This window comes from Escherichia sp. E3659 (genome assembly GCF_005781135.1).
Taxonomy (GTDB): domain Bacteria; phylum Pseudomonadota; class Gammaproteobacteria; order Enterobacterales; family Enterobacteriaceae; genus Escherichia.
The window spans coordinates 51,266-74,429 of record NZ_VATQ01000020.1 but is presented as its reverse complement, the minus strand read 5'-3'; the positions used below and the strand labels follow the sequence as shown (position 1 = coordinate 74,429).

Below are 23,164 nucleotides of genomic sequence, written 5' to 3'. Positions count from 1 at the left end.
CAACTATGCCGTGGCCCGTCACTTTACAGACTGAGGAAAAAATGATGAGTGTGGATATTGATATCATTAAGACCCGGGCAAACAATGAATATCGCCTGTCCAAAGTCCGTGGCGAAGCCATGATAAGTGTTCGTATACCAGGCGGCATTCTGCCCGCTCACCTGCTGACGGTGGCACGCGAGATTGCGGAAACATGGGGAAATGGTCAGATCCATCTGACTACCCGCCAGAAACTGGCCATGCCCGGTATTCGTTATGAAGATATCGACAAAGTGAATGCCGCACTGGAACCTTTCATTCGGGAAATTGAAATGGAGCTGTGTGATGTTCAGGTTGATGATCCGAAAGCCGGATACCTGGCGATTGGTGGACGCAACATTGTCGCCTGCCAGGGTAACCGGATTTGCCAGAAAGCCAATACCGACACCACAGGTTTATCCCGGCGACTGGAAAAGCTGATTTATCCCAGCGCCTATCATCTGAAAACCGTCATTGCCGGGTGTCCGAATGACTGTGCCAAAGCGTCTATGTCAGACTTTGGCATTACTGGTGTGGCCAGAATGCGTTTTACTGCGGAACGTTGCATTGGATGCGGCGCCTGTGTGAAAGCCTGTGCTCACCATGCCGTGGGGTGTCTGTCATTCAAGAACGGGAAAGCCACAAAGGAAGAATCGTTCTGTATCGGATGCGGCGAATGTGTTCTGGCATGTCCCACCCTCGCCTGGCAGCGTCAGCCACAGGAGTTCTGGCAGGTTCGTCTGGGAGGACGAACCGGTAAAAAAACGCCCCGCATGGGTAAGTTATTCCTTAACTGGGTTACTGAGGATGTCATCAGACAGGTCATCACTAATCTGTTTGAGTTTGAAAAAGAAATGCTGGACGGCAAACCAGTGTATCTCCATATGGGACATCTCATTGACAGGGGAGGCTATCTGCGCTTCAAAGAGCGTGTACTACGTGACGTACAGCTAAACCCCGAAGCCACGGTGGCGGAGCGGATTTACTGGGCAGAAGAGGAATCCGTCGCACGACTCCACCTTAAACCTGTCAGCACAAAGTGACATGACATCATTATCGATGTTATCAAAAGTCATATTGATGATATCTGAACGCATTGATTGTGATCCCGTAGTCACTTTATTTATAAAAAATACCATGCAGGATGGAATTAGATTATGAAAGAAATCGTGGATAAATGCAGTACCAAAGGTTGTTCTGTTGATATAGGTACCGTCATCGACAATGATAACTGCACACACATCGTATCCCGTTTTTTCAACGATACTGAAGCTGCGGAAGCATATATGTCAGCGCTGCGCGAGCTGGCATTTGTTGCCTCATCAACAAAAGAAAGCGTGGTTATCCGTTATGGTATCAAAAAAACTGAAGAAAAGGTGTTACTTGAAGCCACGTTCACTTTTTCATATCAGGCCGAGTTAATTATTTTTGAATTATCATTAAGAAAACCTGATTAAAACCTGTGAAATACGACAGGGATATTAAAATGACATATAAGAACATACTGGTTGCTGTTTCAAATAATGATGAAGATAACATCCTTTTGAAGAAAGCATATGAAATGGCGAAAAATTTTAATGCCAGCCTGACGGCAATTCATATTGATGACGGGTTAAGCCATTTGTATCCCGGCGTGTATTCACACTTTTCTGAAGAGATGTTTGACGGTCTGAAAAATGCGTCAGACAGAAGATTGTTTGACCGCCTGAAAGATTTCAAAAATACAAGACTGAGAATTGAACAGGGAACAATACCTGAAACACTCCTCAGTCTTGTACAGGAGGAAGAATTTGATCTTCTGATATGTGGCCATCACCATACATTTATTAACAGACTGATGCCCGCTTATCGGGGACTCATTAATAAGTCCCCGGCTGATTTACTTATTATTCCATTGTCAGATGAATGATTTCTGACGTTATTTTTTAGCGCTGACATATCTTCCAGTGAAACACGGCGACTTTTTGTCGCCATAAACGTCAACACTCCGGATCTGTTTGACCAGACGTAAACAGGGTGTACGTTGCCACAATCTTGCTGATCAGTTACCTCGCTGTACAGGTACAGTTCGGATTTAATGGGTACCGGTTGCGTTAATGAACGCACATGCATCATCAATTTTCTCAGGATGCTGAAATTCTGATAACCGGGAGTTTATGGTATTTAAGAGGGTCTGAAGGTTTGCTATAAAGTAAAATTCACCTATTCACTAACGAGATCCGAACCGGATGGGATGTATGTATATCAGAGTATATTAAAATCTTTCAACTGAATACAGATATACCAGGCAGATAATCCTTATTTGAAACTCAGGTTATTTTTTATTTAAATTGAGAGTAATTATAGTATTAACATTCCTGGATGGTGCATGCAAGTTGGTTTGAATTTTCACGGACTTTGTAGCTTCGTTCTTTTTTACCTTGTAACTGTCAGAGTCTGACTGATATTTTTCACTTTGATCGTTAAAGGTGATTACGATATCGGGCGTGAACTCAGACAATCAGAAAAATGAACAAAGACATGGCAAACCATATATCAGAGATTACTATAGAAAAAATTATTGAGCGTGTTGAAGCTGAAATTGAGAGAGGCTCCCGCCTTTCTGTCAGAGAAGTAGCTCTGTGGTCTGGTTATAGTCACAGACACCTGCAGCGTCTGTTCCTGATGTATACGGGGATCCCTTTGGGAGAATATATTCGTCGCAGGAGGCTTAATCGGGTGGCATTGCTCCTTCGTCTTTCTCGGCGTTCTCTCCAGGATATTGCTCTGAGCACAGGTTTTGATTCCCAGCAGTCAATGAACCGTGACTTCAAAAAGAATACAGGTCTGACACCAAAACAATATCGCTACAGAAAATTTTTCTGACCAGATTGATGGGCAGGGAGTAAACATCTGAACAGCATGTTAATTATACTGACGGATAAAAAAAACCACCTGCTGTGAGGTGGTGGTCAAAATACACAAGATATATTTTTATTATTGGGCGTATCACCTGCTACTGTGATAAGTGTTACACGCACGGTTGATGCTCGCTACGGCAATCTCTGAATGTGCAGTGGAATTTATTTTAACAATGTAATTCTTTTTGCATCAATTTCAACACTGTTCCAGTCTTTATCAACATCACCTTCAATGCGAACTTTGTCATTCGGAGAGATATTTTGTCCCTGCCAGTAACTGGCATCAATATCGACATAAATCGAGCCGCTATTGTCACGAAATTCATACAACTCATTACCGACCTGCCGGACAATGTTTCCTTCCAGAACAACCTTTGCATCATCTCTGCGCATTTTTGCCTGAGCGACAGATGTAACCTCAGAAACCATGCCCGGTCCGCTAAATCCCCCCTGTACCGGCGCGCTTTCAGATGAGACAAATCCTCCGCTCTGCGCAAAAACCGCAAAAGAACAACCCGCAAACAAAACTGCCATCAATATCTTTTTCATTGATTCAACTCCCTAAATTTTACTAAACAGTGGCGTAAAAATTCTTCTGTATAAAGAAATAAAAACATAAAACACCGCAGTAATTTTACTTACCCCCCTGCAGAAGTAAAGATCAAATTACTTAACAACCAAACAGAACATTTTCTGGAGATTTTAATGTTCTGCATCAGAATAAACACCAGGGATAAAATGCAACCGACGAACTGTGTTGAAGTTGTCGCTCTGAAATATGAACCTACTCTGTTTCTAATGCACTAAACTTTTTGCTGCATTTCACCTTTTTATAAAATCACAAACTAAACGAAATAACCGAATAGCATAATAATTAATCTTATCAAGGATAAGCGTGGCAGAAATGGTCAGGATGATACAGAATATTTGCATGGCATAGGGTATATCAGTTTTCTCTGCCAGATACACTGACAAACTTTCTGGTGCGAAAGTTAATATCAAAAAAAATCTTATGATCGCAACAATGAATCTACCAGATATCTTTTCGGTAAAAAACTCAACCCAAATTGAAATAATTTTCAACATGCAGATATCCCCGCGTGACACCGATTCTGCCGGATTCTGTTTACCATTCTGTGCAGATATCTTTTCTCAGAGATGACTATCAATGTCAGACAAATGCATTCTGCATAATGAATTATCAACAGTCAATACTCGCACTATAACCAATATAAACATTCAGATAATTTCGATATCTTATTGTCACTTCCGACTAATGCGTATTCCGCTCTATTCGATCACGGATTGGCGGCGTTTTCAGGGTAGTTGACGTCTGATGAAGTGACAACAGGGTATCCAGAGGAAGAAACCATTGCTTAACGTGAGTTTTTGTTCCACTAAGCGTCAGCTCTCTTTAATATTTAGCCGACGCCCTGAGCCGGACGCCCGCTGTAAATCCGGCTACCTTATTCAGGATATAAAACAAAATTAGTCATTATCTGCTTCATCCTCTGACTCTTCTTTCTCTTTTTCAAAACGTTTTTCCGCATTGATTCTTACATCCAGGGCAGAATGAAGCATTTTATGAATTTTCATACCACTGGCTCGTTTAATTTCATTTTTGGTTGCAGGTGTACTGTCCCTGAATGACCATTTATAAGGAGTCAGGCTACTAACCTTAAATCCGACTATACCAAGATTATAAACACACAACAAAATTTCATTTATAACATCAGCCTCCCGATTTTCACCATTCAGCATTTTATTCGCACTGACAGCACAGGGATCATGCGTTCCCTGAACAGACAGTTCAGTAATAACTGCATCAATATTGCTGCGTAAAATATCATTCCTGGTAAATCTGTCCGGAAGATTACGAAGAATTTCTACAGTCTCTTCAAATGAGGGGGATATATCTCCCCATTCTTCTTTCAGAGAACGTAAACGTTTTTGTGAGTATGCAGATTCTGCTTTTTGAATAGTCCCCTATGATATACGTTCCCGCTCAAGAGCAATACTGAAGCATTCATTAACATACTGGAGAACATCCCGTGGTCTGAGAAGGGTTCTTTCAATAATATATTCAAGGGGAGTGAGTCCGGTTGGTCCCCCTTTAGGTCTGGGAAAGATATCCTGAATTTTAACGTTCTCCCGGGTATACTGCCGACGGTAAACTTCACTCACTCTCTTCTGAACCAGCTCTGTAAGCTGCTCTGGAGTCCATTTAATATCAAGTATATAGGATTCATATTTTTCTTCCTGAAATCCGGAACCTCGTGTAAGGTTAAACACGGAACGAAGAAGATCCAGCCTTAAAGCAACGATAATTTTAATGTTCTTAATTTTACGAAAGACTTTAATCTCTTCAATAAGTGCCCGGATGAATTTATATCTTATCTCATTTTCTGCCCAGTTTTCATCAAGCTGATCGATAATTATGAAATATTTTTTCTGTGGATCATCAAATGAATAATCTGCGAGAAGAGTAAGTATTTCATTAAGTTTCTTGATTTGCAATCCGCTTACAACTTCCATTGCTCTCTTTTTGACATCCAGGACCTGTTCTTCTGTCAGTTTTTTTGCATATTCAGCATTAAGTGCCACACCTTTTAATTCACCACCAATCGAGGCTTTCGTATCTCGCTCAAGCTTTCTTGTTATCTCTTTTAAGTGGGTATCTGTATCTATCCAGAATTTATCTCCCCATTCACGAAAATATTCGATAGCTTTTTTTTGACTTCATCTTTTTTAAGTCGACTCATTATCCCTGAGAAAAAATTATTAGTATCGACCTCGCTTCTGATGTCATGCCGTAACTTGAGTAACTCCATAATTAGTATATGTTGCCATAATATTTTGTAGAACATATCCAGATTAACATTGAGAGCCTCAAAAAAAGCTATTATATCTGATTGCTCCAGAAATCTTATGGATATATCATTTGGATCAAGTCGCCTGCACTTATAAGCATGATTCATGACCATATGTAAAAGAGCACTTTTACCAGCACCGGTTCTCCCCCGGATTATTGAAGAGTTATCATAGGGATCAAGTAATTTATTCAGATAACCACTGTCAATAAAACAGCTGTCAAGTAAAACAGAGTCAGATTCAGCATCAAGCTCTCCGATTTTAAAATTCTGTCTGATTGTTATTGGATTATGAGCCATTAAACACCTCATGATTTAATTGTTTATAACAACATCAAAACTCATGGTTCGGATAAACAACATCATCATTACTTACTCTGAAAATCAGCCTGTGCTCCCTGTTGATTTATTGTGCGCTGTCAGGGATACCACACACTCAACCGAACCGGTGCTGAACAGTCTGATGAAACAAAAGCATTTTACAAATGCTACCAGTCAGCCAGTATAAGATAACGTCCCCCATGAGGTGGAAGCCGTTATCGTTCAGCACATTAAGACAGCCCCGTTACGCCTTAACGGGGCTGTACCGGTTAATCAGAGAGCCATTTCCATAACCCGTAAACAGCGCCGCCAATGGCAACCGGCGCTGCTGCCGTAATAACGATTCCGGCCGCCATGCCGCCCCCGACAGTGCCTCCAATTGTTGCCAGCGTTGATGTCATGGCAGCGGCGCTTGAACCAGCAGCTGCCGTACCAATTCCGGCAACCGTGGCACCACTGGCCACAACACCTGCTTTTTTTGCATTAGCATCATTACTCATAGTGTCTCCTCATTATCTGACTGAAAGACGATGTGAAATTTTTATAATCCTGCTGTGGTGTTGTTCCGGGGCGCCATTTGCCCCTTCATCAGAAGTCATACCGGACGCCCAGAACACCTTCTGCATCCGTCTTAAAGTAACCATCAAAACTGCTGTTTACTTTTGCCTGCACTGACAATTTATCTGTCAGCTTTCCGTTGATACCAAACGAAACGGTATAGCGGTCAGCCTTCTCTGCATCATAGTGACGGGCTTTCCAGTCATCACGCAGGGTCATTCCCGGCATATCGTTCAGCGTGATATTCCGCCAGACACCTGCCTTCAGCGTCATATTTCCGGATACTTTTTCTGCCTCAACCCCGGCTTTCAACCACAAGGCGTCGCCATCATGAAGCTCCACGCTCCGCTCCCGGCCCTGCAGACGATTTCCGTCCACCCGAGCACCGTTCAGTGAAACAGTCGGTGTTATCGACATATCAAGAGAGGCTGCATGCATCTTCCACCCGCCACGGATACCCGCGGTCAGGATATGACTCTTCGCCCTGCCTGACAGGTCACTCAGCTCCCCCTGAATGGTGTAGTCTTCAGACAGCGCCCGGTATCCGGCTATACCATCCACAAACAGACCACCGGCAAAGGATTTGCCCGCCAGAACATGCACGCCCCACAGGCTGAAATCATCCCGGTAGTCATCTGTGCTGCTGTGCCCCCGGTAAAACTCTGCCCCCATCCCCCACCAGGCATTACCGGCGGCAGACTGACGGAACCCCACATTCAGTCCGCTCTGGTTCAGGCTGAAGTCGTCATATCCGCCCTGACTGTATCCTGTCATGGCCCATGCACCACCGTCTGCATCACTGTTGTCCACAACCTGTGTCCAGCGGTCAGCACTGTCGCTGAGAATGAACTCACGGGCGGCAAACATGGCACGCGCTTTATTCAGAAGGGATGTGTTATCCGCGCCCTTAAACAGCGTACTGCCATTCACCGTCGTGCCCGTATTCTCTGCCGGTGAATCAGGGGCAGGCGTCACACCGCTGCTGTTATTCCCTTCAGACACAACACCATCTGCCTCAGTGCTCCCTGTACTCTCTGTATTACCTGTATCCGGCGCAACCGGAGAGGTTGTATCTGTCACATCATCACTGACATCCGTTGATACCTGAGATTCTGTTGTTCCGGCATGACTTTTCAGTTGCCAGTAAACTCTGCCATCTTTCTCCTGCACCTGCGTGTCAGGGGTATAAACAGTAAAGCCCCGGTTCAGGCTGGCAAAGGAGAAATACCCGTGAGAAGTTCCGACCGGTGCAGATGCCAGAGCCAGGTCATTTTTCAGTGTGACGGTCTGGTCAAACAGGGAGGACAGGTCCAGTGTGTTATGTCCGCCCGTTGCCTTATCTAGGATATCAATCCGGTCACTGGTGTTGTCTGTTATGCTGACGCCCATATCAATGTGCATGCTGCTGGCATACAGGGTGTTTACTGTCAGCGTTTTTGGTGACCAGTCTTCTGTCACCAGGGAGAGCGTCCCGCCTTTGCTTCTGAATGAATCCAGCGTGGAGCTTTTTGTCATATTCCAGTAACTTTTGCGCGACAGTTCCACATGCGAGCCGGTATGACCGCTGATATCACCATTAAAGGTTGCATTCATGATATTCAGCATCGTCTTTCCGTTCAGAACAGCACTGCCATTAAACACGCTACGGTCTGCATCCCTCACCGCCTCTGATGTGCCTTCTTCCAGCGTAAAGGCCGTGCCATTACCGTCGTTTTTGTCAATAAAAACCCGGCTGTCGCCCAGTGTGACCGTCGAATCTGTTGCTTCAAGCGTGGTGTTCAGCGTGGCATTGCGGCCAAGACCAAAATCAGTGTTCTTCAGTGACAGCCTGTCAAAGGTAAAACTGCGATTCTCCCAGTCCTCCTGACTGAATGACGTGGGCTGAGTCAGAACCGAATGATCTCCACTGGCAGCCAGTTTGTCAGCCACAGACTGAGTATTGTATGCATGGATAACCGGATGCCCCTGCAGCGTCAGACGCCCGTTTTCCTGGGTGAACGTACCAGACATATCCGCAGAGCCATCCATCACCAGGGCACCGGTAACACCTTCCGGCAGGCGACTATTCACATTCAGATTGCCTTTCAGCTGTCCGTGGAACAGATACCCTGCAGCATTGAAACGGTCAGCCACCAGTTTCTGTGCATCCCCCTGACTGTGCCCCACAAACTCCCAGGTGGCATTACTGCTCTGGTCCGTGGGGAAATAACCATAGGTGCTCTGCTTCAGGATGAAATAATCCGTCGTATTTGTGTACGGGTTATTATATTTATATAAATTCCCGACAGTCCCTTTACGGGAACCCGACCAGCTGTTCAGTGTCACTTTGTCAGCCTGCAGGGCATAATCCAGCGTGATGGTGGCCCGTTTATCTGCGTTATTCGTCAGCACGGCACCATAATCTGCCGCCTTAAGCTGATGAAACGTCAGACTGTTACCATTAACATCCAGCGTACCCCCACGATATCCCCATGAAACGGTGTCCGGATTTACCTGCCGGTCATCAGTCAGCACCACGGTCGGCCGGCCACTGGCAATATTGACACTGCTGAACGCCTGCACCTGCCCTTTATTGTCCGCTTGCTGGTTCAGTACAACGGTTCCGTCCCCGACCTTCAGACCGCCCTCATTGATGCCCGTACCCTGTACAGTCAGTGTACCTTCACCAATTTTATGCAGGTTATCGCCCTTCACGCCGTTAACCTGCCAGTTTACGGAAGCCTCCCTGTCCACAATAATACCGGCTCCGGTCCAGGTACTTCTGTTAGATGTTGTCACCGTGTAGTTATCACGGAATGTCAGAGAGCCCGCCCCCTGCGAAACCGGATCCTTCAGGTCAACCTGACCATTCTGCCCCATGAATATCAGATTTTTACCGGCATTCAGGTCATCCCCCAGTTGTCCATGCATGGAATATTCAGAGGAGCCCTGCGTCAAAGCACCTGTACCAGTGGTATTATTATATGTCCATAACAGAGAATTCCCCGCCAGTGCATCAAACATGACAGGTGCATCATAATTTCCCTGAATAATCTGTGTAACATAGCTAACCGGTATTGCTGTTGCATACCCCTTCCCTGTTGCAGGATTATTGGTTCCATCTATGTCGTTGCGGGAAGCCCCCCCCGTATGAACGCCAACCAGAACCCACTGATGGTTTACTGCATCCCAGCCAAAAACTGGTGAACCACTGTCCCCTGCCGTTGGTCGACTGACCATTGTGTCATCAAAATCATTAACATTTTTTATGGTATGTCCGAGAAGCTCATAAACAGTGCCATAACCACTTAACCCCATGGATGACACCGCACTGACGGAAGGCATCCCCCCCCCGGTCAGGTATGCATATGCTCCATTTATGCTGGTATAACTTTCCTTAGATGTATCTCCGGGAATCTGCGTATACTGGCTTCCTGCCCCTATCCGGTAAAATAGTGGAAACCGTGATGAATCAGCGATTTCTTTATATAATGCGGTGGTGACCGTGGCTGGAGCGACCTCCGTAACAAGTTTACTTAATCGGGGAAGCGCAAAATCTCTGGAGTCCGCCCCATAAGGGTGATCATTACGGCTGACCGACTTATATTCATTATCTCCATCTCCGAACCGGAGGCTATTAAAATGCCAGTCGGAGTTATGCCTCACACTGGCAACATATTGTGGATCGATTAACGTTGATGCACCGTCCGCAATGTTAACGGCACTGAAATCCGGCATGGCAGCTTTATTCAGTGTACCGACAAGCTCTCCCCGCTTATTATAAATGACAATATCCGTTGCCCCCGGTCGGAACGCGCCTTTATTTTCAGCAAAATCACGAAATATCTGATAATCAATTTCCGCACTCACTATGGAGGCACCTGCCGGACCGGAAAGCAGCAGTGGCGATAATAACAATGCAGCGGCTTTCAGATGCTTTTTCCCGGTAACCCGGCAGGTGCATTTTCTGGTAAACTCAGAGACGGCAATAAAGCCCCGGGCTACGGCACTGTAGCGAAGAGAATAAATTCTGTTCATTTTTAATAAATCCTGAAAAATTAAAATCAGCACTCTCAGGCATAACGGATAATCACCGTCATCCCTGCCCGCCAGACTGACTGTCCTGTCACCGGTTTACTGAAATGAAGATTAAGAACTGCGCCGGAAGAAATCCCGAGTGCATATGCCCCGGAATAAAACCACCCTTCACCCACCAGGTCCTGATAACCGTTTTCATCAGCAATCACCGGTGAGTCAGGCACCCCCGGAACACCCAGTTTTAATTGTGCCCAGATACTTTCTGCTGACACTTCGCCTTCCGTCATCCGGGAAATGAAGCCCAGCCCGTCAGCTGTATGCCACGTACTGCTGTCGGATACGCCGCCATTAAACACATAAGCATCCGCACTGTTATTCCCCAGTGTCTGAGTGATTCTGGCCCCAAAGCCATCATCTTCAGCCCACGCAAGGGCCCCGAAAGCCTGAACCTCTGCCGCCAGTGTGCCTGTTGTCTGCGTGTCCCCGGTGACGCTCAGTGGCAGCACAAGCAGCCCCTGTCCCGGCGTACCACTGGCCCACTGAATGTGGAATTCACTTCCGTCACTTCCCTTCAGCTGAATAACAGGAACAATACCGGCACCGGATGTCTCACTGCCCTCAAAAGCACGGGCTGATTTACCGGCAAGCAGCAGAAGGTCATAAGGCGCACTGACCGTCAGGCGGGTTCCGTTACCGGTCAGCTCACTAATGTTGTTGCTGAACCCGGTATATCCGCCGGTTTTCCACAGCCAGGGAGGAAGTGAATCATCATAAGGCGTGATGGTCCCCCCGAATTCCACGGTTCCCTGAAAGCCCCCAACAGACTGCCATCCAGTATCAGCAGAGGCTTTTCCGCAAATTAATAAAGAAAGAGAAAAGACAATAATAAGTAAAATATCAATTACAGCATTCTGACGCACATCCACTCCCCTCTGAGACACCTTAACCTGTATTATTCACTCGTGGTGAAATTTCTTTTATTTTTCTGTAAACCTCACTGAAGTCATCTTCCACCATCATATGACCTTCAATTCCCCTGATATGAAGTTCACAAAAAATACCCTTCCGAACGGCGAAACTGATGTCTTTTATATTCACCAGAAGATTTTGCCCCTGCCTGCTGACAAAGCGAACAAACACGCCTGCCTCTCAATGCAAATATGAATAAAAGAATAAAAACAAAAAGACGTTCAAGTAAGAAGAAAAACACTGCCGGAGTCTGAAAAATGCGATGCCGGCACATCATTTATCAGAAATAAAATGAAATTACTTAAATACGTTTAATTCTATTTTTTCAGGAGTAATTTGCTGATTACACAGCTGGCGTTATCCATACTCACAACAAAATGTATCCACTTTTTCCGGTCTGCCGAAATAAAACCCCTGCAGATAATCCACTCCCAGAGAGCACAGACAGTTCACCTGCGCCTGTGTTTCCACACCTTCTGCCACCGTATCAATACCCAGCTTTCCTGCCAGCCCGACAACACTTTCCACGATATGCCGGGATGTCTTTTCACTCAGAATGTCCTGTGTGAAGCTCTTGTCCATTTTTATATAACTGACCGGGAAGTGCTTCAGGTACGACAGTACGGAACATCCGGTTCCGAAATCATCCAGCGCAAATGCCACTCCGGCATCACTCAGCCGGCTCAGTTTCTCTTCAGTCTGTCTGTCTGTCCATGTTAAACGGCTGCTGCTCCGTCAGCTCCAGAACCAGATGTATGCTGTCATGCCCTGCCAGCGCCAGACACATCTGAGTGAACTCACGCTCAGCCAGCAGGGCCGGCGTCACGTTCACGGCAAGCCGGAAGTCACGCGGTAGCATGGCTTTAACCTCCGAAAGCCCGGCCACCGCACGGTTCAGGATTTTTTCCGTCACAGGCAACAACAGACCGGCAGACTCCACCCGGTTAATGAAATATGTCGGCGGAATGATTTCGCCTGCAGGCATGTGCCAGCGAACCAGAAGCTCTGCACCGGACACAGTAAGGTCTGATGCAGAAACCACCGGCTGGAGATACGGTTCAAACTCCCCGTTAATGAGCGCACGCATCAGCCTGTCTGCGGATACAAAATCACTGTCCATACTGTCGGTCTTCCATTTTATGAACCTCCCGGTCCAGCCCGGTCATCAACAGCATCCTGAAATCCCTGACGCCCACATTCTCTGCCAGCCGGGCATAATGCCAGTACAGCCCCTGTTCACTCTGTTTCAGATTCAGGGGACGGTCTCTTCCTCTCTCAGAAAGACGCTTCAGTGCCTGTCGTTGTCCGGACGTCAGGCGGAATTTACCGGTACGAACTGTCTTTCTGTTCAGTGCCATGCGGACAGTTCTTTCCAGGCACGACAGCGGCATGCATCCGCTGTACACCGGACAGATATTTCGCAACACCTTCAGCATTTCCAGCCTTTCCGGTACCAGAACCAGCATTTCACCGGGCATTTCTACCCTCAGTTCACGTATCCAGGACAGATGACGCCCCCAGCCCGTAACAGGCTCTGCACTCAGCGCCACAATAATCAGGTCCCAGCCATGCCGGGCACAGGGATGCCCCGGAGGTACACGGTAAACGTTATGGCCCTGTGCGGATAACAGGTGCCACAGCCCTGTCAGCTCATACCAGCAGGTGCCCGTCAGAAGAATTTTTTGCTTCCTGTTTCTGACTCTCACCATATCAGCACCACACATATCATCAGCGTCAGCACCAGACATGCCGTGCAGGTGATGGCCACACACACACCCATCACACACCACATCGGCACCATGATTCTTCGCCTCCTGTTCAGAAGTACGCCACCACCGGCGTCAGATTACCCTGCCAGCGTTTTACCGGCTCCTCAGCACCGGGGAAATTCACCCGCACATCACTCAGGGATGTCACCCAGGCACCGGCAATATGCTGGCTGCCATTCCCCTGTGACAACAGCGACTCAGCGCCTGAAATAAACGCATCAGGACGCGCGGTTAACCCGGCATAGTCCGGAGTCCATTCATAGCCGTTCACCTGCCATAACTGGCGTTTCACCTGTTTTTCGGCCCCCGGCGTCACCTCACCGCTGACCACGCTCCATCCCCGGTCAGCCGTCACACTGTCCTGCCAGGCCAGCAGATGCCGCATCGTGAAGGTGATTTCGCCATAACGCACCTGGCCCCGGGTAAGTTCACCCCGGGCGGCAATGCGGGGAGACGACGGGGAAATATGCAGCCATGTCACGGAAGGCTGTAATCCCGGACGGGCCGCGGTCAGTGATGTGGTGTGCCCGCCAAGAATATAAAAATCCTGCTCTGCCCGGCTTTCACTCACCATGCCCCTCCTGCCCGCTGACAGGCCGGCCTGCACGGTATCCGGTGTACTCATCCGCACTGAAGCAGGCTGCCACTGCCAGGCCACATCACGGACATACAGGGTGCCACTGAATTCTGTCACCCCGACCGCCATCCCCTCCTGCCAGTGCCCCGGGGGAACAACCAGAGGCTGCGCCGGCACACTGGCTGACGTCAGAAAAAACAGAGCCGGCAACATGCCGGACTTCAGACGATGGGTCATATTCAGCACTGAACGGTCCTCTTTCTTACTGATATTCAATACTCACCGGCAGAGATACCCGCCAGCGCTCCGGCAGCGTGCCGTTCAGGCGTAATTCACCACTGCCTGCCACTGTCTGTGCACCATAAACCCCCTCAACCCGGCGCAGCGCAGCATCACTGAAATGGCTCACGCCCGTATAACCGCTGAGGGTCATTGTCTGCAGCCAGGCAGGGCCTTCGCCACTGAACATCGCCTGCAGGACGCCCGGAATATCAGCCGCCTTCATGGCCCGGTTTTCCACTGGCAGGCCGTTCGCATTCAGATCGTCATACACGCCGGCATATACCAGTTGTCCGTCCTGCACATGGCGCAGCACCCCTGCAGCCTGCATGCTGAAAACAAATGTCCCCGCCCGGGTATTATTATCGCCGGTGACAGGCAGCGTCACTTCCGCCACACCGGGTTCAGTCCATACCAGAGAAAAATCCTCAGCCCCCTTTCCGTAACTGACCCGGGGTGAAAGCCCTTCACGTCCTGCCGGCGTGGTCAGGGTGGTTTTTCCCAGCACCACGGTCAGCACCGGCAGAGACACCGGAATGATCTGCTCTCCGCCACGGGCGTCACGGTTCTGTTTAACCTCGAGGCTTTCATTGCCCTGCCCTACTTTCCACACCCACGGGTTACGGGTGCTAGTTACCGGCCCCTCCAGCTTAAGCTCTCCGCTGAAATCCTCTCCCGGTGTGTTCCAGGCCAGCACTGCCGTGGGTAACAGACTGGCAACCAGCAGCAACAGGGTTGTCTTCTTCATCACCTTTTTCACTCCTTTCGCTCCCGCGGATTGTTACTGTACCGTGACCGTCACATTCAGCCCCGCCCGCCAGCGGGCCGGCGTGCCTTCAGCCGGCAGCCGCAGCTCAAAATCCGATACCACAGACGCATAAGAGGCAGCCAGATTTATCACCCGACCATCCGCCAGAACGCCCTGACTGATAACCTGACCGTTATCCACCGCACTCATGCCATTTCCGAAATGCTGATTCATCAACAATAAGGAAGACAGCCGGGATTTCAGCCCCTGAGGCAGACTGCCGGACTGCACCTCCGTCACGCTCTGCCCGCCGACCAGCGACATGCCCGCCGGAACGGATGCGCCCTCTTCCTGTGTACCCGCACTGACCGCCATCCCCTGATTCAGGGTAAAAGAAAGCTGTCCCGCCACGTTTCCGCTCTCCGGGTCACGTACCGGAACAGAAGCGCGAAAACGCTGCGCCGAAGTACCACTCCCCTCCGTCACAGCAAAAGGCTGTCCGTTGCTGCCGAACGTAATAAATGGCGTGAATCCGGGACCACCGCGCTCAGCCACCTCATGCAGGTGTCCTTCCAGAAACGGCAGTGCCCCTTTATCACGCAAATCAAACACAAGCTGTCCGTTCTCTGTACGCGCATCTGCCGTATCCACCGCCCAGGTCTGATCCGGTGAGCTTATCTGCCAGGTCCATTTCGGGGCTTCGTCAGTGACAAAACCGTGAAACTGAATTTCGCCGCCGTCAAGAATGTCTGCACGGGGCGCTGCCGAATAAAACAGGGCCACCGTCATCAGGGCGGGAAGAAGGGATTTATAATGATGGGTTATTTTCATCGTTATTCTCTCTGTTTTATCCGGGTGATATCAGTAAAAAATAAAAAAGTCAGAAAACAGTTCCCTGTTAAATGAATAACAAAAAAACAAAAGAAGAAAGAGTAAAAAGAAACCGGCATACGACATAATGTATCCGACAGAAAAAAATACTTATATCAGTATGCCGATTCTGTTTTTTCAGGCTACTGAAAACAGCAGCCTGAATTTTTGTCAGCAGCAGACAAGAGGGCGCTTACTGCTGACACCTGCTGAATTACTGGTAGGAAACAGTAACCGGCAGAGAAGCATTCCAAACAACCGAAGTATTGGCTGAGGCCGGATTATCAAGACTGATGTGAATTTTTCCGCCCTGCTCAATACCAGATACATAGTAAGCACTATGTGTATACTGATCGCTTATAAAGTTATCAGCGTTTGCCGGACCTGATTTAACTTGAATCCCCTGGGTGTTAAAATTCAAAGTGGCATCCTGATATAGAGCAACAGCTCGAGGACCAACATCCCCTTTCATCATTTGATTTTCTGCTCTCGGTAAGCCGCCGCCAAAAGAACGATCCAAACCGCTAGCAAAAGCTGGAAACAGTTTTTGAAAAGATCCGTCGAGAGATACTTTCGAGATCTCTGCTGCAGCAAACATAGGTGCATTTAAAGTACCAATTTTACTGTTATTAGCGTCCATCACATCCAGAGTAATAGTTCCAATACTATTACTGAATGAGTTCAAATCAAGTGCCTTATTAAAACTGATACGTGGGGAAATACCAGTCGTCCCTTTGAATACATTCTTGCTAATAGTACGAATACCCAGAATTGGAATTGGTTTTTTCGTAACGATTTCAGTTTCAGTTGCATTTTCAATGATAGTAGCATCCAGATCACCTACTTTTGCACCGACTTGAACCTCCCATGGAGTCACTTTAACTACCGGAGTTAGGGTACCGCCCAGGTCAACAGAACCACCAGTGCCATTTGCAGTCCACGCCATAGCAGAACCAGATACTGCAGCAGATGCAGCCACAGCCAGTGCAATCAGAGTCTTTTTCATAAAATAATTTCCTTGATATTTCATAAATAATAAACCGAAATCGGTAATCCTTATTTTTCCGGAATTACCGCAAAACTATCCTCTGCGGATTCATTTAATTAACTGCATTTCATTAAACACTGTGTTTAACTCAGAATAGTTTTACGTTATTCCCGTTTAAAAATACGGTAAATCCCTTTACCAATATGACCCGTTCCGGAGTCACGGATGTATTGCATCTGTTGTCGGAGATGAATTCTCAGTCTTCCACCTGCAGCGCTATCTGCACATTTCCCCGGTAACTGACCGGGACCTCCAGCTCTGCCGGTGCATCCGTTCTTAACTCAACCAGCTTCTGTGCCTCAGGCACGCTTATCACCACATCCTCACCCTGCTGTCTGGCGCTGAGTGCCACTCTCTTTCCGTCAACCATCAGGGCCGTCTTCAGGGTGATGCGGGCTTCCCCGTTATCCGGCAGTGCCTGTTTCACAGTGATGTTTGCCAGCCCGCCGGATGCCAGACGGCTTTCCGCATGCCGGATTAGCAGTTCTGCAGGAAACGGGCTGTTACTGCCTGAGCGGTACAACACCGGGTCTGTCGGTGTGCGGGTCACCTTCACCACACTGTTACCCACCACCTGGCCGTTCACCACACCCAGATACTGGGTCTTCACGCTGTATTCAGCCGCTGGGGCGGACTGAATACTGAGTGCGGTCAGGACCAGGGTTGCTGCCATCATCGTTTTCTTCATTTATTACCCCTCAGTTCCGTATTCCGGAGGGTGATTACTTCTGTTCTGTGGTATCTGCTTTCTCAGCTTTTGCGGCATCCGGGGTTGCCGATTTTTTCTGGTTGATGGTCCAGACCTGCAGCGCGCCCCAGTCATTCAGCGAATCCACTTTCGCCACGTTGCCTTTCACCGGCACTTCATCACCCGGCATGAACATCAGCAGTTTCTGTGCCGTGTCGTTATCCGTGTCGATTTTCTTTCCACTGCTGTCCAGCAGGCTGCCAATCGCAAAAATGTACGGCGTGGTGTTCACCAACATGGTCCTGCCATCCGGACGGCTCTGCAGGCTGATGCCCTCTTCCGCCCCCTTGCGGCCTTCAAGCAGAGCCTTCGGACGATAGAACAGCTTCAGCTTCGTGCGCAGTGCCACTGCAATACCGCTGCCCTCCAGAGCCGGCGGAATATCCTGCAGGTTCAGCCAGTACACCGACTCCTTGTCTTTCGGCAGGTGGTCTGAAGCCATGATGATACGCAGCGTCTGCTGACCGTTCGGCTTCACCTTAAAGAAGGACGGTGTCACCACAAAAGTCGGACGGGTGTCCTTCTCCACGATATTGTCCACCCAAGCCTGACCACCAAAGGTACGCTCCTTGTCATTGTTGGTGACCGTGATGGTCAGCGCATCCTTGTCCCCGCGAAAGATATAGCGGGTCTGGTCTGCCGCCAGGGAAGCCATCGCACTCTGACAGGTCATCATCAGCGCCAGCGTCATTCCCAGTGCTTTCGTCACCCGGTTGGTGAAAAACGTCGTTACTGCGTTACGCTTACTCACACGTAATCTCCTGTAGTTTCTCAGTATCCTGCAGTTTCGCCGCAGGTATCCGGCACTGCCCCAGGGTGATGTCACCCGGCGCATCCACCGTGTTAATCATCAGCACACCGTTGTTGGCCACAAAGCCCAGCGGCGTGTTCTTACTGTCCCGTGCCCAGGTTCCACCCGGCACAAACTCACCGTTACGCTGCTTCACCTGCAGCAGGTAACGCTTCACGTTCAGGGCATCAAAGGGCATCCAGACCACAGCCTTGCCCGTCGGCACCACCTTCTGACTGGTGTTCGTCAGTTCGGTGCTCAGCGGCAGCGTACCTGCATCAATCGTTACCGTGTTCCAGTCATAGCTGTTCAGCGGTACCACCAGGTTGCCATCGCTGTTGGTTTCCCCGTTACCGGACGTCACCTTCACACCCGGCGTGTCCTTCACATTCACCACCGCCACCGTGTCACCGGTCGTACGACTGAACATGATGTCTTTCGCCGCCGGCACCGCCAGCATCGAACCACTGGCTGACACAGAGCCGCTAGTTCCACCGGACTGCGAGTGGTTCAGGGCTCCACTCAGATAAGCCCGGTCACCGCTGTACGACGCATTCAGGTAACTGCTGGCACCACCACCACTGTCACGACCACCACCAAAGCCGTAGCTGAAGCGGTCATTCAGGGAGCCGGACAGCCCGGTACTGAAGCCCGTGCCACCATTCTTACTGGTGCTCACAGACGTACTGCTGCTGTAACGACGGTCAAACAGTGTGAACGGTACCGACACGGATGCCGACGCAGACCAGTTGTTCTCTCCCTGCGTGTTCCTGGAGCCGGATACCCCGAAATTCAGGCTGACGCCCTTAATCTGTGTACTCAGAGTGCCGGTAATCCCCGTATCCTTACCGTTGTCATCACGGTAGCGGTAATTGCCGGTCATCTGTGCCGGGTAATAACTCCGCTGCCAGCCGGACACCGACAGACTGAACAGCCCACCCACCGGCTGGCTGATACCGGCATTCCATTCATCCTTTGTCCGTCGGCCGTGGTTTGACTGTGACCACAGCTCCGTCGGGTCAAAGGAGGACATGTCCTCATATTCCTCACTCTGCCGTGACCAGCTCACCCGCAGGCCGGTATTCGTGACCGGCAACTGCTTACTCCATGAGAACTGCATCTTGTTCCCGCTGCGGCTGCCGTCACGGTATTTCGCCGTGGCATAAGCACCGTCCGCAGAGACCGCCCCCAGGTAACCCAGGTCCAGAACCGCCCCAAGACTGGCCCCCTGCCAGTCCTGGTTAAACACACCACCGGCGCGCAACGTCAGTCCGTCCAGACCGTAACCGTATGAAGCCGCAAACACCGCACCGTCCATATCGCTGTCATCATCCGGCATCCCGGCCGCGATACTGAACTCGTGCTGCCCCGGGCTTAACTGCCCGGCCATCACCGACAACGGGAAGTTCTGTACCTGCTCGCGCCCGTCTTCACCGGTGATTTTCATGGTCACATCACCACTGGTATACAGCGGCACATCCGTGATGGAGAACGGACCTGCCGGCACCATCTCCGAATGCAGCAACCGCCCGTTTTGTGTCAGCGTCACCCTCGACGGCCCGTTCGCAATGCCGCTGAACACCGGGGTGTACCCCAGATTGCCCGGCTTCATGCTGTTGTTCCGGCTCAGCGACACCCCGTACGTTCCCGTGCTGCCCAGCAGACTGTCCCCGGTGGATGTTTTCCCGACCGCCAGGTCCGCACTCAGTGCGCGGATGGCCCGGGTGGACGTAAACATGTTTATCGTGGTGGAGTTATCCCCGCTGTCACCGCCGCTGGCCGTGGCAGAAGAACTCACCACCCAGTGCCCGATATTGGCTTTCAGGTCCGCAGAGCCAAAGGCCGAAGTGTTATTACGGCCGGTGTTGGCGTTCGCGTTATAGTTCACGCGAAATGCACTGGTCCCGTAATCCCAGTCCACATTCTCCGGCATCTTCACCAGCCCTTTCTGGGGAATGGACAGCGCCAGACTCTGGGTGGAAACATCAAAATCCACTTTCACTGACGGGGCTTTTGTCAGCACATAGCACTGTCGTGTGGCATCATATCCCTCACGAAAGTAATCTGCACTGACGTAAATCCCGGCCTTCGTCAGCCATGCCTCTGTCAGACACAGTTCATTACTATCCTGTGGTGTCACATCCAGTATCTGTTTCCCTGCCTCCTTCCCGTTCAGGGACAGGTCAACCAGATAACGCCCCGGCGCATAGCTGCCGTTCAGGGCTGCCCAGACTTCCGGATTAACCCCGGCACCACCCTGGATAAAGGACATATCAAGTTTTTCACCTGCAATACCTGTGGCACTGGCAAAAGCAACTGATACGGCAAGCGCAAGTGCGGCCCGACGGAAAAACACGGACGAAACCGGCTCCGGCTCTGCGACTACCTTCTTTCCTGCACACACAATCCTTTTCTCCGTTACTGATACGTGACCACAAACGTCAGCGCACCACTGTATTCTCCTGCCTTCACGTCTTTCGGAAACTCCGGCTGCGCACGGAAGCGGAACTGCCCCCTGGCGGCAAAGTCCACCGGATAATTCACCGAATGACTGTCCTGAGTCAGACGTCCGCGATAATCAGCCTGCGCATCCACCGCTCGCACATCCACGCGAATACCATCACCGGCACCGCGGGTGACCACGCCCCCTGCATCCAGCTGTCCCGGGTTACCAAAATCCAGGGTGGCGACCTGCCCTGCCTGAAAGGCTGAGCAGCCCTGAACCGTGGCACCGGACTCATACAGACGCACAGTGAAGTCACGCGGAGGCACAGACGCCCCCGTGGACTTGCGGTAAGTCCCGAATGTCAGCCGACCACTGTTGCCGATGCTGTCCGCATCCACCACCACATGACAGGCCGAAGCCACCACGTCAGCACTGAATACGGTTTTCTGAACAGCGGCGTGAGAAACCCCGCCCCCTGTAAAAAAAAACACACATACTAATAAGAGCGCTTTTTTCATGAATGCGGTCTGTCAAAAAAATTATTGCCCGTATCTGAATAATAAGATGCCAGCAAAGAAACAAGTCTGTTTACGCGCGATACCCGCCCCAGTGCTATAGAAAAATAGCTTGACGACACATCGTACCGCATACAAACCTCTTTACGCTCGTATCCCAGAACCAGATAATCTCTCAGCGCATAAAGAACTTTTTCACTGTGAATCGGCGATATCTCTGCAAGCAGCCAGAATTGCTCTTCCGACAACTCCGCTGAGGAAAGCTTATGTTCTTTATTCTTTAAAAAAAACACCCCCTTCTCTCCGGATAACCTCTCCATTTCTCCCCCCCCAGTAACCTGAGAAAAACTAATCAAAAACATAACAACTACGCGTTGGTGATCATCTTACTTTTGGTTTTTTATGTTGACAATCTCACATTTTACGATCTTTAAATCCGATTAAAGCAAAAAACACAGAATAAAAAACCACAAACTCACACAAAAACAGCGAAAAAACCAAAAAATAGCCCAAATACACAAATAAAAGATCGTTATTTCAGCGAAACACAAAACAAAACAACAACAAAAAAAAGAAATAGTTATTAGATACACATCAAAATAAGATATAAGAAAAATAGAAATTAATTAAAAACTGCCTTATGAGTTATTTGTTTTCCCGATATCACAAACCAGAAATATAGATTTACTGTGAGACCGGTTATTCACCTGATAATACAAATATTAAAAACACGAATATCAAAGCCATCTGTACAGGGAATAATTGTTGATGAAAGAACACATCCTTGAATACATAAATTCCAGAGGTTCCTGCACAACACGGGAAATTGCTGACGCCACAGGTATATCTGCTTATCAGGCCAGGTATTACCTTATGACTCTTGACAGGGAAAAGAAAATCAGACGCACTCCTCTTCGTCAGGGAGCCCGTACTTTATGGGTAGTACTCAGAGAAAAATAGTGCGCCACAAAAATCACTCTGACGTTAAATTTCAGGAATGTCTCTGTTGTGGCATCCACAGATGCTCACAAGCAAACGATTGTGATTTGCTTTATTAAATTTCATAAGGATAGCGGAGGCTGAATTCCCGGGCTACTGACCGCAAGTCGACGACACGATATTTGCGCAAAAATCGTGTCGTTAGCAAAACTTTATCAACCCGTAAGAATCAACAGATGTACTGATCCTTCTCCCGGTCATCATCTGACAATTGTCGCTATAACCGGTAACATAAAGGACTGAGCTGTTGTTTTTAACGCAACAAATTGATCTAACGTACCTGAACGGGTAACCCGAAAATAGCTTTCCACCCTGCATTGTCCGTCAGAATTTATTGTCCTCCAGACCTGTTGAACCAACTCAGTCAGTTGCGAACCACCTTCATCAACTGTAACGCTGGCTCGCGAGGGGCAAATGAGCGCCTGATTAAACAACAGCAAACAACGCTCTGCAGCACCATCCTGTTTTTCCCGTAGCCAGCGCAGAACCACCGGCAATGACGGATATTCGGCGTGGCTTTGCTGAATGACGAAAGTATTTACCTGTCGGTAAAATGCCCGATAAAACGCATGAATCTGCCCCTCATCGATATTCCCTTCTACCGAATGAAGTATGAAGTGAAATGCCAGCAGACGCGGCCAGTGGTCCACCGCCTGCTGAACAAAACGCCGGATGTCTCCCGGCTCTGAAAGTAATGCTTCGGTTATTTGCACGAAATGCTC

25 protein-coding genes and 1 pseudogene are annotated in these 23,164 nt (G+C 49.1%); 5 read left to right on the top strand and 21 right to left on the bottom strand.

Annotation, left to right across the window (positions count from 1 at the left end; genetic code table 11):
• Nucleotides 1–44: 44 nt before the first annotated feature.
• From asrC to FEK47_RS15390, 4 genes are all read left to right on the top strand, one after another.
• A complete protein-coding gene (asrC, locus tag FEK47_RS15405; protein WP_138183259.1) occupies nt 45–1,061 on the top strand; it encodes a sulfite reductase subunit C in 1,017 nt (338 codons plus the stop codon).
• A 114-nt stretch (nt 1,062–1,175) separates the two neighbouring features.
• Nucleotides 1,176–1,475 carry a DUF406 domain-containing protein gene (locus tag FEK47_RS15400; protein ID WP_001601236.1) on the top strand — a complete coding sequence of 100 codons (300 nt, stop codon included), beginning with the start codon at nt 1,176–1,178 and terminating at the stop codon, nt 1,473–1,475.
• 29 nt (nt 1,476–1,504) lie between these two features.
• Nucleotides 1,505–1,927, top strand: a complete 423-nt coding sequence (locus tag FEK47_RS15395) for a universal stress protein (RefSeq protein WP_138183258.1) — start codon at nt 1,505–1,507, stop codon at nt 1,925–1,927.
• Nucleotides 1,928–2,538: 611 nt separating this feature from the next.
• Nucleotides 2,539–2,883: a helix-turn-helix transcriptional regulator gene (locus FEK47_RS15390; protein ID WP_032158053.1), complete on the top strand. Its 345-nt coding sequence runs from the start codon at nt 2,539–2,541 to the stop codon at nt 2,881–2,883.
• A gap of 197 nt (nt 2,884–3,080) precedes the next feature.
• On the opposite strand, the gene FEK47_RS15385 is transcribed toward FEK47_RS15390, so the two are convergent.
• From FEK47_RS15385 to FEK47_RS15300, 20 genes and pseudogenes are all read right to left on the bottom strand, one after another.
• Nucleotides 3,081–3,467, bottom strand: coding sequence for a YgiW/YdeI family stress tolerance OB fold protein (locus FEK47_RS15385; protein ID WP_001601230.1), 387 nt, complete (start codon nt 3,465–3,467; stop codon nt 3,081–3,083).
• A gap of 273 nt (nt 3,468–3,740) precedes the next feature.
• A complete protein-coding gene (locus tag FEK47_RS15380; protein WP_138183257.1) occupies nt 3,741–4,004 on the bottom strand; it encodes a hypothetical protein in 264 nt (87 codons plus the stop codon).
• Between the two features lie 402 nt (nt 4,005–4,406).
• Nucleotides 4,407–4,679 carry a hypothetical protein gene (locus FEK47_RS25470; RefSeq protein WP_240730977.1) on the bottom strand — a complete coding sequence of 91 codons (273 nt, stop codon included), beginning with the start codon at nt 4,677–4,679 and terminating at the stop codon, nt 4,407–4,409.
• Nucleotides 4,680–4,904: 225 nt separating this feature from the next.
• Entirely contained in the window at nt 4,905–5,522 is a 618-nt protein-coding gene (locus tag FEK47_RS25465; RefSeq protein WP_240730976.1) for a hypothetical protein, read from the bottom strand.
• Nucleotides 5,523–5,602: 80 nt separating this feature from the next.
• Entirely contained in the window at nt 5,603–6,088 is a 486-nt protein-coding gene (locus FEK47_RS25460; protein WP_240730975.1) for a hypothetical protein, read from the bottom strand.
• A 290-nt stretch (nt 6,089–6,378) separates the two neighbouring features.
• Nucleotides 6,379–6,609, bottom strand: coding sequence for a hypothetical protein (locus FEK47_RS15370; RefSeq protein WP_001601220.1), 231 nt, complete (start codon nt 6,607–6,609; stop codon nt 6,379–6,381).
• Between the two features lie 88 nt (nt 6,610–6,697).
• The gene (locus FEK47_RS15365) at nt 6,698–10,684 is read right to left on the bottom strand and encodes a S6 family peptidase (RefSeq protein WP_138183256.1); all 3,987 of its coding nucleotides are present in this window, start codon (nt 10,682–10,684) and stop codon (nt 6,698–6,700) included.
• Nucleotides 10,685–10,719: 35 nt separating this feature from the next.
• A complete protein-coding gene (locus FEK47_RS15360) occupies nt 10,720–11,604 on the bottom strand; it encodes a hypothetical protein (protein ID WP_001601218.1) in 885 nt (294 codons plus the stop codon).
• A gap of 22 nt (nt 11,605–11,626) precedes the next feature.
• Complete coding sequence (locus FEK47_RS15355; RefSeq protein WP_001601217.1) at nt 11,627–11,824, bottom strand: hypothetical protein; 198 nt, start codon at nt 11,822–11,824, stop codon at nt 11,627–11,629.
• Between the two features lie 186 nt (nt 11,825–12,010).
• Nucleotides 12,011–12,773: pseudogene (locus FEK47_RS25755) on the bottom strand (EAL domain-containing protein).
• On the bottom strand, nt 12,763–13,401 hold the full coding sequence (locus FEK47_RS15345; RefSeq protein WP_138183261.1) for a hypothetical protein: 639 nt from the start codon (nt 13,399–13,401) through the stop codon (nt 12,763–12,765). Before FEK47_RS15345 ends, FEK47_RS25755 begins: the two are co-directional and overlap by 11 nt.
• Nucleotides 13,402–13,471: 70 nt before the next feature.
• Entirely contained in the window at nt 13,472–14,245 is a 774-nt protein-coding gene (faeJ, locus tag FEK47_RS15340) for a F4 (K88) fimbria accessory protein FaeJ (protein WP_138183255.1), read from the bottom strand.
• A gap of 16 nt (nt 14,246–14,261) precedes the next feature.
• Nucleotides 14,262–15,026 (bottom strand): F4 (K88) fimbria minor subunit FaeI, encoded by a 765-nt coding sequence (gene faeI, locus FEK47_RS15335; protein WP_138183254.1) that lies wholly within the window; start codon nt 15,024–15,026, stop codon nt 14,262–14,264.
• 33 nt (nt 15,027–15,059) lie between these two features.
• The gene (gene faeH / locus FEK47_RS15330) at nt 15,060–15,857 is read right to left on the bottom strand and encodes a F4 (K88) fimbria minor subunit FaeH (protein ID WP_138183253.1); all 798 of its coding nucleotides are present in this window, start codon (nt 15,855–15,857) and stop codon (nt 15,060–15,062) included.
• 253 nt (nt 15,858–16,110) lie between these two features.
• Entirely contained in the window at nt 16,111–16,902 is a 792-nt protein-coding gene (locus tag FEK47_RS15325) for a hypothetical protein (RefSeq protein ID WP_171020855.1), read from the bottom strand.
• 238 nt (nt 16,903–17,140) lie between these two features.
• Nucleotides 17,141–17,632: a F4 (K88) fimbria minor subunit FaeF gene (gene faeF, locus FEK47_RS15320; protein WP_138183251.1), complete on the bottom strand. Its 492-nt coding sequence runs from the start codon at nt 17,630–17,632 to the stop codon at nt 17,141–17,143.
• Between the two features lie 34 nt (nt 17,633–17,666).
• A complete protein-coding gene (gene faeE / locus FEK47_RS15315; protein ID WP_001601205.1) occupies nt 17,667–18,443 on the bottom strand; it encodes a F4 (K88) fimbrial chaperone FaeE in 777 nt (258 codons plus the stop codon).
• On the bottom strand, nt 18,436–20,838 hold the full coding sequence (gene faeD / locus FEK47_RS15310) for a F4 (K88) fimbrial usher FaeD (RefSeq protein WP_240730979.1): 2,403 nt from the start codon (nt 20,836–20,838) through the stop codon (nt 18,436–18,438). The genes faeE and faeD overlap by 8 nt, the downstream gene beginning before the upstream one ends.
• Before the next feature lie 62 nt (nt 20,839–20,900).
• Nucleotides 20,901–21,446: a type 1 fimbrial protein gene (locus FEK47_RS15305; RefSeq protein WP_001601203.1), complete on the bottom strand. Its 546-nt coding sequence runs from the start codon at nt 21,444–21,446 to the stop codon at nt 20,901–20,903.
• Entirely contained in the window at nt 21,443–21,763 is a 321-nt protein-coding gene (locus tag FEK47_RS15300; RefSeq protein WP_138183249.1) for an adhesin biosynthesis transcription regulatory family protein, read from the bottom strand. Before FEK47_RS15300 ends, FEK47_RS15305 begins: the two co-directional genes overlap by 4 nt.
• A 448-nt stretch (nt 21,764–22,211) precedes the next feature.
• On the opposite strand from FEK47_RS15300, the gene FEK47_RS15295 reads away from it, so the two are divergent.
• On the top strand, nt 22,212–22,403 hold the full coding sequence (locus FEK47_RS15295) for a FaeA/PapI family transcriptional regulator (protein WP_032158043.1): 192 nt from the start codon (nt 22,212–22,214) through the stop codon (nt 22,401–22,403).
• A gap of 239 nt (nt 22,404–22,642) precedes the next feature.
• Here the strand turns inward: FEK47_RS15295 and FEK47_RS25125 are convergent, their stop codons facing one another.
• A complete protein-coding gene (locus FEK47_RS25125) occupies nt 22,643–23,155 on the bottom strand; it encodes a hypothetical protein (RefSeq protein WP_001601200.1) in 513 nt (170 codons plus the stop codon).
• Nucleotides 23,156–23,164: the final 9 nt, after the last annotated feature.